Annotated in this window: 15 protein-coding genes; 4 read left to right on the top strand and 11 right to left on the bottom strand. The window is 71.5% G+C overall.

Going from position 1 to position 16,187, the window contains the following annotated elements; translation table 11 throughout:
* Positions 1 to 41 precede the first annotated feature (41 nt).
* The 5 genes from O7624_RS02630 to O7624_RS02650 form a co-directional block, all read right to left on the bottom strand.
* A complete protein-coding gene (locus O7624_RS02630; RefSeq protein ID WP_093402780.1) occupies positions 42 to 470 on the bottom strand; it encodes a DUF2267 domain-containing protein in 429 nt (142 codons plus the stop codon).
* 719 nt (positions 471 to 1,189) lie between these two features.
* Entirely contained in the window at positions 1,190 to 2,065 is an 876-nt protein-coding gene (locus O7624_RS02635) for a DUF72 domain-containing protein (RefSeq protein ID WP_282238760.1), read from the bottom strand.
* A gap of 45 nt (positions 2,066 to 2,110) precedes the next feature.
* A complete protein-coding gene (locus O7624_RS02640) occupies positions 2,111 to 2,509 on the bottom strand; it encodes a TraR/DksA C4-type zinc finger protein (RefSeq protein ID WP_093402778.1) in 399 nt (132 codons plus the stop codon).
* Between the two features lie 122 nt (positions 2,510 to 2,631).
* Entirely contained in the window at positions 2,632 to 3,273 is a 642-nt protein-coding gene (locus O7624_RS02645; protein ID WP_282238761.1) for a uridine kinase, read from the bottom strand.
* Between the two features lie 55 nt (positions 3,274 to 3,328).
* Positions 3,329 to 3,940, bottom strand: a complete 612-nt coding sequence (locus O7624_RS02650; RefSeq protein WP_093402776.1) for a winged helix-turn-helix domain-containing protein — start codon at positions 3,938 to 3,940, stop codon at positions 3,329 to 3,331.
* 387 nt (positions 3,941 to 4,327) lie between these two features.
* Here O7624_RS02650 and O7624_RS02655 point away from each other — a divergent pair, with 387 nt between their 5' ends.
* Positions 4,328 to 4,720, top strand: a complete 393-nt coding sequence (locus O7624_RS02655) for an ankyrin repeat domain-containing protein (RefSeq protein ID WP_282238762.1) — start codon at positions 4,328 to 4,330, stop codon at positions 4,718 to 4,720.
* Positions 4,721 to 4,724: 4 nt separating this feature from the next.
* On the opposite strand, the gene O7624_RS02660 is transcribed toward O7624_RS02655, so the two are convergent.
* From O7624_RS02660 to secA2, 4 genes are all read right to left on the bottom strand, one after another.
* Positions 4,725 to 5,477, bottom strand: a complete 753-nt coding sequence (locus O7624_RS02660; protein ID WP_282238763.1) for a class I SAM-dependent methyltransferase — start codon at positions 5,475 to 5,477, stop codon at positions 4,725 to 4,727.
* A 100-nt stretch (positions 5,478 to 5,577) separates the two neighbouring features.
* Entirely contained in the window at positions 5,578 to 6,078 is a 501-nt protein-coding gene (locus O7624_RS02665) for a DUF2231 domain-containing protein (RefSeq protein ID WP_282238764.1), read from the bottom strand.
* Positions 6,079 to 6,157: 79 nt separating this feature from the next.
* Complete coding sequence (locus O7624_RS02670; protein ID WP_282238765.1) at positions 6,158 to 6,898, bottom strand: GAF and ANTAR domain-containing protein; 741 nt, start codon at positions 6,896 to 6,898, stop codon at positions 6,158 to 6,160.
* A 189-nt stretch (positions 6,899 to 7,087) separates the two neighbouring features.
* Positions 7,088 to 9,382: an accessory Sec system translocase SecA2 gene (secA2, locus tag O7624_RS02675; RefSeq protein WP_282238766.1), complete on the bottom strand. Its 2,295-nt coding sequence runs from the start codon at positions 9,380 to 9,382 to the stop codon at positions 7,088 to 7,090.
* 320 nt (positions 9,383 to 9,702) lie between these two features.
* Here secA2 and O7624_RS02680 point away from each other — a divergent pair, with 320 nt between their 5' ends.
* The 3 genes from O7624_RS02680 to ctaD all read left to right on the top strand — a co-directional run bounded on the left by O7624_RS02680 (position 9,703) and on the right by ctaD (position 13,592).
* Positions 9,703 to 10,686, top strand: coding sequence for a glucosyl-3-phosphoglycerate synthase (locus O7624_RS02680; protein ID WP_282240524.1), 984 nt, complete (start codon positions 9,703 to 9,705; stop codon positions 10,684 to 10,686).
* An 85-nt stretch (positions 10,687 to 10,771) separates the two neighbouring features.
* Positions 10,772 to 11,500, top strand: a complete 729-nt coding sequence (locus tag O7624_RS02685; RefSeq protein WP_282238767.1) for an ATP-binding protein — start codon at positions 10,772 to 10,774, stop codon at positions 11,498 to 11,500.
* An 88-nt stretch (positions 11,501 to 11,588) separates the two neighbouring features.
* Positions 11,589 to 13,592, top strand: a complete 2,004-nt coding sequence (gene ctaD / locus O7624_RS02690; protein ID WP_093402769.1) for a cytochrome c oxidase subunit I — start codon at positions 11,589 to 11,591, stop codon at positions 13,590 to 13,592.
* A 59-nt stretch (positions 13,593 to 13,651) separates the two neighbouring features.
* Here ctaD and O7624_RS02695 read toward each other — a convergent pair whose 3' ends face one another.
* Positions 13,652 to 14,593 (bottom strand): SigB/SigF/SigG family RNA polymerase sigma factor, encoded by a 942-nt coding sequence (locus O7624_RS02695; RefSeq protein WP_170863361.1) that lies wholly within the window; start codon positions 14,591 to 14,593, stop codon positions 13,652 to 13,654.
* A 153-nt stretch (positions 14,594 to 14,746) separates the two neighbouring features.
* Positions 14,747 to 16,117 carry a hypothetical protein gene (locus O7624_RS02700; RefSeq protein WP_282240525.1) on the bottom strand — a complete coding sequence of 457 codons (1,371 nt, stop codon included), beginning with the start codon at positions 16,115 to 16,117 and terminating at the stop codon, positions 14,747 to 14,749.
* Between the last annotated feature and the right edge of the window lie 70 nt (positions 16,118 to 16,187).

The raw sequence follows: 16,187 nt of genomic DNA on the forward strand, positions 1-16,187 counted from the left end.
CCACCCCACAATGGGCGGGGCGGGTCACGACGGGCCCGGAGTCAGGGCATGATCCGGGCGAGGTCAGCGGGCATCGTGCCCTTGACGTCCTCCCACTCGCCCTGGGTGATGTGCCGACGCAGGGTGTCCAGCACCACCTGGACCACCCGCTCCGGGCCGCCGGCCACGTCGTACGGGAAGCCCTGGCGGACCTCGTAGAGGAAGTCGTCCCGGTTGAGCTTGATCGGCACGTTCTGCGGCTGCCAGCCGTCGAAGTAGATGCCCCGCACCACGACCGGCAGTTGAGCGGAGAACTCCACGCTCTCCTGCACCGGCATCCGGTCGCGGAGCAGGTGCAGCACGGTACGCAACGCGGCGTACGACTGGTTGCGCTGCTCCTTCGGCCATCCGTACGCCTGCTCGATGTCCTTCAGGATCAGGTTGGTCTTGTCCATCGAGGACTCGATCGCGGACTGGAACTGCTCAGCCATCTGTCCACCCCCGTAGGTCGGTTTCCCACCGTCGGTCGTCGTGACGTCGCGGCGGACCCACCGGGCCGCGCCGGTACCGGATCGGGCTGTCGCGGCCGGCCCGGGCGACCCGTCGAGGCTGCTCGGACGCTCCGACGGTGCGCAGGACGCCGGTTCGCCGCCGATGCGGTACGACCCGAACGGTCATCGCGGTCACCTCCGTGGTGTCGCTTCCGCGCGGACGATCGCCAACGGCGCGTCGCCCGCTTGACCCCATCCTCGGTTGCCGCAAGGTGAGGTGCCCTCACCCCACCCGGGTGAGAACCGCCCGCGCCCCCATCGCACTCGAACCGCTGGCGGTCAGGCGCGAGTCACCGAAACAGCCATCACCCTCCGTGACAGCATCGATCGCCGCCCCATCTAACCCTCAGTGACGGCCTTGACGTCACCCCCGCTACCCCTGTTCAGCCCCTTTGCTCTGCTTCACTCCACGCACTAGTCCACAAGCTGGTGAGATGCGGCGGGGGCACCGATGAGCCCACGGCCACATCGACACGGAGAGTAGTTCTTTGCGTGGGTTGAAGCAGAGCAAAGGGAGCAGGGTGGGAGGCCGGACGGGCTAGGGCAGGTCTACGGAAAGTGGCCACTGCTGCGCGTACCCAGCAGCCGGGTACCGCCGGGCCGGGCCGCCGTGGTCGCATCCTCGGCTCTGCACGACGCCGGGCACGGCGGCGGGGACGTCAGCCGGTCTCGCCGAGCAGGGCCTGGAGTTGCTGGGCGTTGGTCTGGGCGTAGTCGCGGTAACAATTGTTCATGAGTACGTGCGTCTGTTCGGTCTCGCCAGCCAGTTCGCGGAGCTTGGGGGCCCAGTCCGTGAGCTCCCGTTCGGAGTAGTGGTAGCCGAACTTCTCGTGGATGTCCTTGCTGGTCCACTTGTCGCTGTGCCCGTGGAAGCGCACCACCGCGAGGTCGGAGGTGGCGGCCAACACCGGCGGGATCGACGAGCGGTGCCCCTGCGGCATGTCCACGCTGACGTACGCGAGCCGGTGCGCACGCAGGAAGTCGAGGGTCTCGGTGGCGTTGTCGCCGTCGAACCAGGACGCGTGCCGGAACTCGAAGACCGGGCGCAGCGGCGCGCAGCGCCGCGTCACCTCCAGCAGGTACTGCTTGTTGTCACGCCGGATGGTGAACCAGGGCGGGAACTGGAACAGCAGCGCGCCGAGCTTGCCCGCCTCGACCAGCGGATCGAGGGCGCTGAGGAAGCGCGTCCAGACCTCCTCGTACGCCTGCGGCGGCAGGTCGTCGGGGTAGAGATTGCGCTTGCTGGTCTCCGGTCGCAGCTCCTTGTAGAGCGCGCTGACCCGGGTGGGGTGGCCGGTGAGCAGGCTGAACGCCTTCACGTTGAAGGTGAAACCGGCCGGGGTCCGCTCGGCCCACAGCCTCGCCGTACGCTCCGCGGGCGGCGAGTAGTAGGTGGCGTCGACCTCGACCAGCGGGAACTGGCGCGCGTAGTAGGCCAGCCGTTTCTCCGGGTTGTCGGCGGTCTGGGGGTACCAGCCGGAGTCCAGCAGAGTCCGGTCGGTCCAGGACGCGGTGCCCACCTTGATCTCGCCCATGGGTGGAGTCCACCGTGTCCCGGACCGACCGGCAACCGTTGCGGGTCAGGCCGCCCGACGCTCGCGCGTCTGCTTGCAGGTGACGCAGGTGGTGGCCGACGGGAAGATCTCCAGCCGTTCGACCGGGATCGGCGCGGTACAGCCCTCACAGAAACCGTAGGTGCCCTCGGCGAGCCGGGCCAGGGCGTGCTCGTACTGGGCGCGACGGTCCAGGATGGTCCGCAGCAACGACTGTGCGGTGTCCCGCTCGGCGGTCTTGGTGCCGCTGTCGGCCTGGTCGTCGCCGGCGGTGTCGCCGACCTCGACGAGCCGCAGCACCTGGCTCTGCTGCACCGCCTGCTGGTACTCCTCGGTCAGCTCGTCGTGGCGGGCCTGCAGGGAGAGCCGGATCTGGTCGGTCTCCGCCTGGGATCGGCCGGTGCCGACCGTGTCGTGGACGAGCATCGCTGCCTGCCTTTCCTGGGCCTTATGGTCTCCGCGGGCGGGTCGGTCCACACCCGGTCATACCGCCCAAGTCATCGCACCCGGGCGCTGTGAGCCCCGCGTTTACCCTCGCTGTCGGCGTCTCAAACCGGTCCGTCGACGGATTCCACCAACGCCGGGCGACGCGGGTCGTCGACCCGGACCACCACGTCGGCGAAGCTGGCCGGGGCGACCTCGGCGGCGTACCTGTCGAATGCCGGCAGGGTCCAGGCCAGGTCGGTCCCGGTGTGCCGACGCAGCGCGGCGGCCGACATCTCCAGGTGTACGACGACGTCGAAGGCCAGCCCGCCGCCGAGCAGGAAGGCGCCGCTGACCAGTACCACCCCGCCGGGTGGCAGGTCGACGTAGGCGGCCCGGCTGGCCCGGTCCGTCCGGGCGTCCCAGAGCGAGGGCAGCACCCTCCCGGGCCCGTCCGGCCCCGCCGGGTCCAGCACCTCCCGCCGCAGACCGGCCTCGTCGATCCAGCTCTCGTAGTACGAATCCGGGTTGGTCCGGCCCTGTTCCAGGCGTAGCGAGGCGGGGCGCAGGAAGTCCTCGGTCCGTACGTGCAGCACCGGGTGGCCGAGGGCGCGCAGTGGATCGACCAGGGCGTCGGCCAGGTGGTCGGGGCGGGCGGCCGGCGCACCGTCCAACGCGACCCGCAGCCGTCCGGTCGACCTCGCGCCGGCCAGCCGCTCGGCCAACTCGCTGACCAGGAGCGGCGGTGAGATGGGACGTACGCGCATCCCACAATGGTGCCCGCCGGACGGAGCGAGGCCGGGCCAGGCCGGCGCGACCCGGTCAGCCGGCGCGGTCGAGGGTGACCCGGGCGTCGTCGGCCAACCGGTAACCGACGCCGTAGACGGTGGTGACCAGCGGAACGTCCACGCCGACCTTGCCGCGCAGCCGACGCACGTGCACGTCGACCGTGCGTACGCCGGCGTGCTCGTAACCCCAGACGGCGTTGAGCAACTGGAGCCTGGTGAAGACCCGTCGGGGATTCGCGACCAGGTGCAGCAGCAGATCGAACTCCAGCCGGGTCAGCGGCAACGGCTCGCCGTCGCGCAGCACCGACCGGGAGGACGCCAGGATGTGCAGGGCGGGAATGGCGGGCGCGAGCTGCCGCGACGGCGTACGACCCGCGGGCACGGTCTCGCTGCGGCGTTCCGGCACCACCGGACCGACGGTGGTGATGGTGCCCTCGCCCCGCTCCAGCATCTCCCGGGCCGCGTCGAGCAGCCGCCGCGCGGCCGGCGTCAGCGACTCCTCGCACGCCAGGGGAATGGAGAGGGTGACCGTCAGGACTGGCGCGGCGGTGTTGGCGGGACGACGCTGGCCGCCGGGGGGTCGACCGGGCACCGCGGGTTGGGACGTATGCCATCCGGCGCGCGACGAAGCGGGGCTGACCGACATGGTCCTCCTTGGCTGGTCCGGGTGTTCCCCACGGCCCCGGGACGCCGCTTTATCGATGTTTCCCGGCGCCCGTGCGAGGGTCAAGGGGCGGCTGCGTTGCATGAATGTGACAATTGACCGACACATCGGAGCCGTCCGCTCGCTCTGCGTACGAGGCCAGATGATTACAGCAGAGTCGCCAAGTTGACCTGATACGGGGGGTGGTCCACACCGTTCGCGGCCTTCGCGGCGGGATGTCCGTACCCGGCGTGACGTCGGCTGTTCGCGCTCCCACGCCACGGCCGTCACGCGAACGGGACAGCAGTGCCGGCCCCGGACGGTCGGGCAACGGCGAGCGGGTCGACTGGCGGTCGCGAGCGGTACGACGGCGGCGACTAACCTGGACCGGTGAGCGACGAACTCGACGCCGAGACCCTGGAATTCGCCCACCGGATGTTCGACCTGGCGCGCGACGGCGCGACCACGGAGCTCGCCGGGTACGTCGACGAGGGGCTACCGGTCAACCTGACCAACCAGAAGGGTGACAGCCTGCTGATCCTGGCGGCGTATCACGCCCACCCGGAGACGGTGCGCGCGCTGCTCGACCGGGGAGCCGATCACTCCCGCGCCAACGACCGGGGACAGACGGCGCTGGCCGCGGCGGTGTTCCGCAGCAACGCCGAGGCGGTACGCGCGTTGCTCGACGCGGGCGCCGACCCCGACGGCGGCAATCCGTCCGCAGTGGCCACCGCCGAGTTCTTCGACCTGCCAGAGATGCTCACGCTCCTCCGCACCGGCTAGACGCCTACGCCCGGGCCTCGATGAGGAAGCGGCGGGCGTGGGCGACGAAGGGGCCCTCGGCGCGGATCCGATCGTGCAGGCGCCGCAGCGCGGGTCGGTGCGCCGCCACGGTGAAGCCGGGCACGGTCCAGATCACCTTGCGCAGGAACCAGACCACCGCGCCGATGTCGTGGAAGACCGTCCGCAGCGTCGCCTCACGCAGGTCCACCACGGTCAGGCCGGCCGCCCGGGCGGCGGCCACGGCGTGCTCCGGATGGCGCTGTGCCGGCGGCGGCAGCGGGCCGAGGATCGCCTCGCTGAGTTCGCGTACGGTCCCGGGACCGATCTGCTGGGACAGGAACGTACCGCCCGGACGCAACACCCGGGCCACCTCGGGCCAGTCGGTGCGCACCGGATGCCGGCTGACCACCAGGTCGAAGACGGCGTCACGGAACGGCAGGGGCGCGTCGCCGGTCACCGCCACCACGCTCGCACCGAGTGGCGCAAGGTGCTTCCGCGCCACCGGCACGTTCGGCGGCCACGCCTCGGTCGCCACCAGCAGCGGGGGGTGGGGCACCTCGGCCAGCACCTCTCCCCCGCCGGTGTCGATGTCCAAAGCCGCGTCGACACCCGCCATCCGCGCTGCCACCAGCCGCGCGTAACCCCAGGGTGGGCGTTCCTCGGTGGCCCGCCCGGCAAGCCAGTCGAAGGCCCATCCCTCGACCGGGACGGTGGCCCCCTCGGCGATCAGATCCTCGAAGCTCGTCTCTCGCGGCACGGTGTCAGCGTGTCCGGCCAGGACCGCTCCGGCAACGCGTTATCCGACGCTGCCCGCCGAGCGCCGACGCCGACGCAGCACCCGGGTACCGGGCCGGGCGCTACGGACGGGGGCGTACGACCTCGACGGTGGGGGCGTCCACGCCGCGTACCAGCTCGACGCTTGCCGTCTCGGACCGGGTGGCGTCGAAGTGGCGCATCAGCCGCGCGCCGAGGTGGACGCCCACCCCGCCGACGGCGAGGCCGAGCACTTCGACGACCAGCAGCGCCGGAGTGGCACCGCGGTTCGTGGCGTCCGCCCGGACCAGGCAGGAGAGCAGGAACAGCCCGGCCATGCCGGCGTTGACGACGTTGAAGCTGATCGCCGTGTGGCGGGTACGGTCGGGCGGCACGTCCCACAGGTCCACCATCCCGGCCACCGCGGTCAACGCCGCCGTCACCAGGGCGGCCACCGCCGTCCAGTAGCCGACCTCGCCGAGGAAGACCGGGCCGCCGACCACGTCGGCGAGGTCGAAGATGACGGCACAGACGAAGAGCCCGTACGGAAAGGTCACCAGCATCGGTTGGATGGGGTGCCCCTGCACCCGCAGCCGGCTCTGCATCGTGGTCCCCCTGGCTAGGTTCAGTCCATCAGTCCAGGGTGCTACCCGGGCGCCACCCGGGCGAAACGACACGCCCCGGTCAGTTGTCCCGAGGTCGCGACACCGTGCTGACGAGCCGTTCCGCCACCTCCCGCAGCGGGATCGACAGCGACGACGCGGCGCTGCGCAGCACGTCGAGAGCGTCCTCGGCGGGGCAGCCGCGTTGGGTCATGATGACGCCGACCGCCTGACCGATCACGCCGTCGTTGAGCAGCGCGGTGTCCTGCTGCCCGGTCAGCGCGGCACGCTTCTCCCGGTCGCGCACCGCCGCCAGCAGCAGGCCGGCGTGTTCGGCCAGCAGCATCGCGGTCAGCTGGTGAGCGGGGGTCAGGGCGTCGGGTTCGGCAGCGTACAGGTTCACCGCGCCGATCACCTGGTCATCGATGTCGACGGGTGCCGAGATGACCCCGCGTACGCCCAGTTCGCGGGCCCGGGGCGTCCAGTCCGGCCAGCGCGGTTCGACGCCCAGCTCCTCCGCGCCGACCATCTCCCGGCGGCGGATCGCCTCCATCGCCGGGGTGTCCGGACCGTACCGCAGGTCGTCCAGCCCGCTCAGCCGCGGATCGGAGGCGGCCACGCCGGCCGGCTCGCCGGCCCGCAGGGCGGTGAACCCGCACCAGGCGACGCCGCCGACGGCGTCCCGGGTGATCCGGACCAGCGCGGAGAGCGCCGCGTCGAAGTCGTCCACGGCGATCAGCCCGGCGGTCACCTCCCGCAGCAGGGCAGCCGTCTCCAACACGCCGAGCGTCTCCGCCAGCGGTGTACGCGTTTCCAGGTTCACGAGCCCGCAACTCCCGTACGCCCGGTCAGCGTCGTCACCCGTATCCTCCTCGGCTGGGCCCCCACGCTGGAGCCGCACTCGACATCACGATCGCCCTGCTACCGGCGCCGACAACGGTCGAAGCGGCGCAAACCGGGGCCCCTCCCAGGGTACGGGTGCCGCCGGGAGGGGTGGGCCGGACCGGACGACTCAGCGAGAGCCGGCCCCGCTGAGCCGCCGCCCGACCGAGGCGATCAGCCGGTCCAGCTCGGAGCCGAACGGGTTGTCGTGCACCAGATACGTCCAGGTGGCGCTCGGACGGACCAGTTCCGCCGCGTCGGGCTTCCAGTCGTCGTCGAACTCGGTCTCGGCGAAGGTCGCGAGGGTACGCGCCTCGATCGCCGGCACCAGCTCGGTGAAGGCCGGCACCGCGGCCCGGTGGAACTCGTCGAGCGGGTCGAGCCGTCCCAGGGCCCGCAGGTGCACGCCCTCGCGGACCTCCGACAGCTCGGCCAGGTGCGATGCCCACAGCCGGTCAAGGTGGTAGAGGGCGATCGACCGGGCCACCTGGGCCAGCAGGTCCTCGTCCATCTCACCGGCCTTCTCCGGCATCTTGTCCAGCAGCATCAGCGCGGCGACATCGCTGGTGAGCAGCCGCTCCCGCCGCTCGGCGAGGGCCTTGCGCTGCTGCTCGATGACCACGCTGTAGCGCCAGGTGTTGCGGTGGATCTCGTGGTTGACCCCCTCCGCGACCCGCTGGGCGTGCTCCACGGCGTAGTCCACCTGCGGGTCGGTGACCAGGCCGTCGGCGTTCATCCGGGGCGACGGCGGGACGGTGTCGCCGGCGTGGCGGACGACCAGGTCGTCCTCCAGGCTGACGTAGAAGACCGAGCCACCGGGGTCGCCCTGACGGCCGGCCCGGCCACGCAACTGATCGTCCACACGACGGCTGTCGTGTCGGCCGCTGCCGATCACGTAGAGACCGCCCAGCTCGGCCACCCGCTCCCGGTCGGCCTGGTCGCTGCCACCGAGGCGGATGTCCACGCCCCGGCCGGCCATCTGGGTGGAGACGGTGACCGCACCGTACGCGCCGGCCTCGGCGATGATCGCCGCTTCCTCGTCGTCGTTCTTCGCGTTGAGCACCACGCACGGCACCCCGGCGGCGTTGAGCCCGACCGCCAACTGCTCGGACTCCTTGACATCCAGCGTGCCGACCAGCACCGGGCGCCCGTCGGCGTGGCAGCGCCGGATCTCGTCGATCAGCGCCTCCTCCTTCTCCGCCCGGGTGGCGTAGATGCGGTCCGGCTCGTCGACCCGCACGCACGGGGTGTTCGGCGGGATCACCGCGACCTCCAGGCCGAAGAACTCCCGCAACTGGTCGCCGACGAGCACCGCGGTGGCGGTCATGCCGCACACCACCGGGTAGAGCCCGACGTACGCCTGCACGGCGATGGTGCCCAGCACCTCGCCCTCTGCCGTGGCGTCCAGCCCTTCCTTGGCCTCGACCGCCGCCTGGAGCCCGTCGGGCCAGCGGCGGCGCTGAGCCACCCGCCCCCGCATCTCGTCGATCAGCTCCACCGTGCCGTCCCGGACGATGTAGTCCACGTCCCGGTGCAGCAGGGCGTGCGCGTGCAGCGCCACGTTGACCGCGGAGAGCTGCTCGACGTTCTCCTCGTCGTACAGGTCGATGCCGAGCTTGGCCTCGACGGCGGCCAGACCGGCGGAGGTGAAGGCGACGCTCCGGCCGTCCTCGGCCACCGTGTAGTGCTTGCCCTTGCGCAGGCCGCGCACCAGCGCAGCGGCGGCGTGGACCGGATCCTGCTCGCCGGGGACCGAGCCGGCGAGGACCATCGGCACCCGGGCCTCGTCGATCAGGATCGAGTCGGCCTCGTCGACGATCGCGGTGCGCAGCGGGCGCTGCACCCGGTCCTCGATGTCGGTGACGAGCTGGTCGCGGAGGAAGTCGAAGCCGGCCTCGCTCACCGAGACATAGGTGACGTCGCAGGCGTACGCGGCGCGCCGCTCGATCGGGGTGGACGCCTCGTTGACCCAGCCGACGGTGAGCCCGAGCAGGGTGTAGATCGGCTCCATCCACTGGGCGTCGCGGCGGGCCAGGTAGTCGTTGACGGTCAGCACGTGCACCGGCCCGTTGCCGAGCCGGACGTGCCCGTACGCGGCGATCGCCGCGGTGAGCGTCTTGCCCTCACCGGTGGCCATCTCGGCGACCTTGCCCGAGAGCAGCGACATGGCGCCCAGCAGCTGGACATCGTACGGACGCTGGTCGATGCCGCGGCGGGCCGCCTCGCGGCCGAGCGCACAGATCTCCTCGTAGCTCGACGCCGCGGTCGCCGCCTCGGTGAGCTCGGCGTCGTCGAACGCCGAGATCTCCTCCTCGCGGGCCTCGATGACCGGCAGCAGCTTCTCCAGCGGAGCCAGATCGACCGTGGTGCCCGGGCGTTGGAGGAACCGGCGGAACCTGGTCTTCAACCGTTGCGACACACCCATGAGCCGCAACGGTACGCGACCGGACCGATCTTGAACGTCCCGGCCGCCCTCCCGAATCCGCGCGATCTTGCACTCGATGTCTCGACATGGGGGATGTCCAGCGCATAAGGAAGACCAGACGTGCACGAATCGCGGAAATTGGGCCTGGTTGGTGGACGCAATCAAAGGTTCATCAGCCGGGAACGTGGCCGGAGCACGCTTGTGATCAAGCTGGGGGACCAATCCGGTTAGCGTGCGGGGGGCTGGGAAATCCATCACCCGGTCTTCCCGCCGACGAGGGGGTGCCTGTGCGCAACAACGAATCTCTGGTCTCGCCGGTGGTGGAGGCCTGGGCCACCTATCGGACCACCTCGGCGGCCGACTGGCCGACCCGACGACTCCTGCGGGCCAAGGGTGACAGCCGGGTCAGCGTGGTGCTGCCGGCGCGCAACGAGGAAGCCACCGTCGGGGCGATCGTGGCGACCATCCGCGAGCACCTGATGGACCGGGTGTCGCTGGTCGACGAACTGATCGTGGTCGACTCGCGGTCCACCGACCGCACCGCCGCGGTGGCCCGGGCCGCCGGCGCCGAGGTGGTCGGCCAGGACGCAATGACCCGCGGACTGCCCCGGCTGACCGGCAAGGGCGACGCGCTCTGGGCCGGCCTGGCCGCGGCGGAGGGCGACGTGGTCGCCTTCGTCGACGCCGACCTGCGCGAGTTCCGGCCGCACTTCGTCACCGGGCTGCTCGGCCCGCTGCTGACCGACCCGTCGGTCGATTTCGTCAAGGGCTTCTACCACCGGCCCCTGGTCAGCAGCGGCGGGGTGGAGGCCGACGGCGGCGGCCGGGTGACGGAGCTGATGGCCCGGCCGATGCTGAACCTGTTCTGGCCGGAACTGGCCGGGTTCGTGCAGCCCCTCGCCGGTGAGTACGCCGGCCGCCGGGAGGTGTTGTCGCGAGTGCCGTTCGTCTCCGGCTACGGCGTCGAGACCGCCATGCTGATCGACCTGCTCGAACTCGTCGGGTTGGACGCGCTGGCCCAGGTGGATCTCGGCGAGCGTAAGCACCGGCACCAGGACACCGCCGCGCTGGGCCGGATGTCCGCCCAGATCATGCTCACCGCCTGGTCCCGGTTGCAACGCCAGGGCTGGGCGAATTCGGACGTACTGCCCACCGCCCTGCTGACCCAGTTCCGCCGGGGCGGCTCGGACGCGCTGCCGAACCTGGACCGGGAGATCGTGGTCAGCGACGTCGCCGTGGAGGAGCGGCCCCCGCTGGCGGAGTTGCAGCACCAGCTGCCGCGACGGCAGGTCGCCGCGGCATGACGTGTCCGACCCCACGGTGGCGTTTCACCCCGTGGAGGACCGGGTACCTGCCAGGCTCTGCGACACCGCCGAGACGAGGGTGGAGATGGCGAGCCGGATCACCTGCCAGGTGCACGACGGAGCACAGGTCACCGTCGTACGCCTGGCCGGCACCCTCGACATGATCTCGATGCGTGAGGTGTACGCGCGCCTGGAGGAGTGTCTGGCCCGGCAGCCCGACGCGCTGGTGGTCGACCTGGCCGAGCTGGCCGTGCGGGACCAGCTGGCGGTGTCCGTCTTCGCCGCCGTGGCGCGTCGCGCCGCAGACTGGCCGATGGTGCCGCTGGTGCTCTGCGCACCCCACCCGGAAGCCGCCGCCCTGCTGACCGCCTCCACCGCCTGCCGGGTGGTGCCGATGCGGGACAGCTGTGACGAGGCGAGTCGGTTCGCCGGCGCGTCCGCCGTGAGCCGGCTGCGGCTGCGCCTGGACCCGGTGGCGGCGGCCTGCCGGCGGGCCCGGGAACTGGTGACCGATGCGTGTGCCCGGTGGAACCTGCCCGAGGCGGCCGGTCCGGCCTCGGTGGTGCTCAGTGAGCTGGTCGGCAACGTGGTCCGGCACGCTGGTACCCCGATGCAGGTCACGGTGACCCTGCGCCGGCCCTGGCTGCACCTGGCCGTGATCGACGGCAGCAGCGCGGCGGCCCGGCCCGGCGCGGCCGGGCAGCACGACGAGGGCGGTCGTGGGCTGCTGTTGGTACGCGAGCTGGCCGACCGCTGGGGCAGCGCGCCGGCCGGCGACGGAAAGGCCGTCTGGGCCACGCTACCGGCGAATTGACCGAAATTACCGCTCTCGCCTGGTTACATGGTCGACGGGGTGGGTAGCCACGCCCGTCCTTATCCGTCGTCAACGCAGGTGAGCGCTCATGCCCAAGCGGGTTACCACCGAACCCGGACAGGACCGGGGCCCGGCGATCCTCGCCCCGGCCCGGTTCGGCGGCTATCCCGGACCGCTGCGCAGGCCGCTTCCGGGCGGAAAGCTGGTCAGGTTCCTGGCCACCACGGACCACAAGCAGATCGGCCTGCTGTACCTGCTGACCTCGTTCGGCTTCTTCGTGCTGGCCGGGATCGAGGCCATGGTGATCCGCGCCGAGTTGGCTCGGCCCGGTCTACAGTTTCTCGCCCCGGAGCAGTACAACCAGCTCTTCACCTCGCACGGCGCGGTGATGCTGCTGCTGTTCGCCACCCCGGCGGCGTTCGGCTTCGCCAACTACATCGTGCCGATCCAGATCGGCGCCCCGGACGTGTCGTTCCCCCGGCTCAACGCGCTGGCCTACTGGCTCTACCTCTTCGGTGGGCTGATGGTGGTCGGCGGGTTCCTGACCCCGGGTGGCTCGGCCGACTTCGGCTGGACCGCGTACACGCCGCTGAGCACCGTCGAGCACTCCCCCGGCGTCGGCGCGAACATGTGGGTGATCGGCCTGGTGGTGTCCGGCCTGGGTACGATCCTCGGCGCGGTCAACCTGATCACCACGATCCTGACCCTGCGCGCGCCGGGCATGACCATGTTCCGGATGCCGATCTTCACGTGGAACATGCTCTTCACCAGCGTGCTGGTGATTCTGGTCTTCCCGCTGCTGGCCGCCGCGCTGCTGGCGCTCAGCGCCGACCGGCTGCTCGACGCGCAGGTGTTCAACCCCGACACCGCCGGACCGATGCTGTGGCAGCACCTCTTCTGGTTCTTCGGCCACCCCGAGGTCTACATCATCGCGCTGCCGTTCTTCGGCATCATCACCGAGGTCATCCCGGTCTTCTCCCGCAAGCCGATCTTCGGCTACACCGGCCTGGTGCTGGCCACCATCGCGATCACCGTGCTGTCGATGACGGTCTGGGCGCACCACATGTTCGCCACCGGTCAGGTGCTGCTGCCGTTCTTCAGCATCCTGAGCTATCTGATCGCGGTGCCGACCGGGGTGAAGTTCTTCAACTGGATCGGCACCATGTGGAAGGGACAGCTCACCTTCGAGACGCCGATGCTGTTCGCCATCGGCTTCCTGGTGACCTTCCTGCTCGGCGGGTTGACCGGCGTGCTGCTGGCCAGCCCGCCGGCCGACTGGCACACCCACGACAGCTACTTCGTGGTCGCCCACTTCCACTACGTGGTCTTCGGCACGGTGGTCTTCGCGCTCTTCGCCGGCTTCTACTTCTGGTGGCCGAAGATGACCGGACGCCTGCTCGACGAGCGGCTGGGCAAGCTGCACTTCTGGACCATGTTCATCGGCTTCCACGGCACCTTTCTGGTGCACCACTGGCTCGGCAACGAGGGCATGCCCCGGCGATACGCCGACTACCTGCCCACCGACGGGTTCACCACGCTGAACACCATCTCCAGCATCTTCGCGTTCGTGCTCGGGGCGTCCACCCTGTTCTTCATGTGGAACGCCTGGAAGTCCTGGCGCTACGGCGCCGAGGTGACGGTGGACGATCCCTGGGGCTTCGGCAACTCCCTGGAGTGGGCCACCACCTGCCCACCACCGCTGCGCAACTTCGACCGGATGCCCCGGATCCGCTCGGAGCGGCCCGCGTTCGACGCCAAGTACGGCGAACTCGTCTCCGACCTGGGCCGCGACCTTCCACAGCGGACCACCCGGCCGCCGCAGGAGTTCCGCGACGAGATCCACCGGGAGGTGCACATGCCGGAGTCACCGAGTGCCGAGGGGGCGCACGGCGCGCGGGAGGCCGTCGCGTACCAGCCAGCGCCGCAGTCCGGCGCCCGGCCGGTCGACGTGCCGGAGCCGGAGGAGGTACGCCGGCCGAGCTTCGAGGAGACCGACGAGCCGGAGGACAACCCGCTGGGCGCGCAGCGCGAGGCGCAACCCAACGACCGGTGGCGGCATCCGCGCGGACACGGCGACACCCCGCAGAACTGATCGACGCGTACCGGTCGGGGCGGCACCGGTCGGTGCCGCCCCGACGAGTTTCCCGAGGCTCAGCGACCGCGCACCGGCGCCGTGGCGCGCGACTGGTTGGCCGACTCGGACTCGGCGGGACCGTTCTGCCACGGTGGCGGCGCGTCGGCGAGCATCGCCTGGCGCAGCCAGGTCAGCGCCCGCGACAGCAACCGGGACACGTGCATCTGGGAGATGCCGAAGCGGGCCGCGATCTCGGCCTGGGTCTGGTTGCCGTAGAACCGCATGGCCAGGATCCGCCGTTCCCGCCAGGGCAGCCGGTGCAGCAGACCGCTGACGGTCACCCGGTCGTCGACCGACTCCAGCGCGATGTCCGACTCGCCGACCAGATCGCCGAACTCCGCCGAACTCTCCCCGCCGACCGGCGCGTTGAGCGACGCCGGGCTGTAGCCGGCCGCCGACTCCAACGCGGCGAGGATCTCCTCCTCCGGCGTCTCCAGCCGTTTCGACAGTTCGGCCACCGTCGGTGCCCGGGACAACTCACTGGTCAGCGCCGCCGTCGCCTGTCCGACCTCCAGGATCAGGTCACGTAGCCGGCGGGGCACGTGCACACCCCAGGTGCGATCCCGGAAATGCCGCTTGATCTCGCCCACGATGGTGATTGCCGCGTACGCGGTGAAGGAACCCCGTTCCGGGTCGTACCGGTCGACGGCGTTGACCAGTCCCAGGCGGGCCACCTGTTCCAGGTCCTCCAACGGCTCGCCGCGCCCCCGGTAGCGGCGGGCCAACCGGCCCGCGAACGGCAACGCGAACCGGACCAGGTCGTCGCGGGCCTCCTGGCGGCGCTCCGGCGGCAGCCCTTCGATCCGCGCCGCGTACGCCAACGCCGCGGCGTCGAGGTCCTCAAGCCCACGATCGGTGGGTGGTGGTGTGGTTGTGGTGGTCTGTCCGAACATCCGCGCCTCCCTCGGGAAGGACCCCGCCCGGATTCGCCGACACCGGGCACGCGCGTAGGCACGCACGGGCCTGTGACTGGGTTACGTGACTGGGATGCCAGCGGGCGACGGCGCCGCGCCACGCAAGGTGATCAGCCTGTCGCAGCCGGCGGTGTTCCCGCTCCGTAGGTACTCAATCACGGGATCGCGGGTTCGCGAGGATGTTTCGTCAGCCCGGTCTCAACAGATCAGCAGGCCGTGGTGGCTCCCGCCGTCGCGCAGCGCGGACAGGGCCTCGCCGGTCGCCAGCGGCGCCGGGTTGGGCAGGTCGTACGGCTGGGCGCGGAGCACCTCGGTGGCCCTGCGGGTGGGCACGGAGGTGACCGGGTAGCCGCGCGCCGAGGTGCGGTCCAGGGCCCGCCGCCGCCGACCGAAGCCGGCGACCGCCAGCCACTGCGGGAGCCCGGCCAGCGCCGGTGAGCGTACGCCGGGTGGCTCCGGCAGCACGTCGATCGAGGTGAACGACTCGCTGCCGGCCAGCCACCACTCCACCTGTTCGACGCTGCGCCGGGTGGCGTTCTCGCACCAGTACGGCACCAGCCCGGCCCGGAGCACCTGCCAGGGGTCGAGCAGTCGCCCGCACTCGACCACCAGGCGGTCACCGGTCTTGCCGGCGGCCCGCAGCCAGTGTCGGTACAGGTCCGCGGTGGCCGCGCTGAGCGCCTCCGGCGTGGGCACCAGGATCTGGTGCAGCGGATGACCGTGCCGGGAGGTCCAGTCCCGTACGCCCCGGTCGAAACCGGACTCCACGCCGTGTTCGGCGGCAGCGGGCGGGGCGGAGATCTCCGGTGGTTCCCAGTGCGCGCTGTCCCCGCCGGCCGAGCGCAGCACCTGCCGCAGCGCGTGACTGTCGGGATGGAAGTCCACCGGGTTCAGGCCGCTGGCCGGGCAGCCGAGTTGGAAGCTGTGCCCGTCAGCGGCGTCCACCACCGGCCAGGTCCGGGTGTCCCGCAGCACCAGCACCGGCGCGCCGGGCGCCAGCCGGTCGGTCAGAAAGCTGCGGTACGCCGCCGGCAGCGCCCGCCAGCGGCCGGTCAGCGCCACCGTCGCCCCGGCCAACGCGCCTCGGCTGGCCGGGCAGTGCACCTGCCGTACATGCAGGTCGGGGTTGCCGGCGAGCACCCGTCCGGCAAGCGCCGCGCCGTGGTCCAGGGCGGCGCGGGGCCGGTCCACCGCGCCCTGCGGCCAGTGCGCGATCATCTCGAACCCAGCGGGCAGCCAGGGCATGCCCAGCGCCACCGCCAGGTGTGCCACGCCGCCGTGCGGGGAGCCCAGCAGCACCCCGGGGTACCGGCGCCGCGGGTACTGGTCGACGAACCAGCGGGCGACCCGCTCCGCGTCGACCTCGGCGGCCTGACCGGCGGTGAGGGCGATCCGGCCGGCGGAGCGGATCGCCGCCGCCCGCCGTACCGGCTCGGGCGTACCGGCGAAACGGGACACCGGTCCGGCGTGCCCGAGGTCGGCGCAGTCGCTGCCGCGTAGGGCGCGGGCGGTGGCCCCGACCAGGATCCGGGCGGTGCTGCCGGCCGCGACCAGGCGGTCACCGGCCATGCCGGCCCCGGCCGCCGTCAGTCCCGGGCGCACCTTGCGCACCGGCCCCACCTTGCCTCGATCGCTCACC

The organism is Verrucosispora sp. WMMD1129 (assembly GCF_029581255.1).
Taxonomy (GTDB): Bacteria; Actinomycetota; Actinomycetes; order Mycobacteriales; family Micromonosporaceae; genus Micromonospora; species Micromonospora sediminimaris.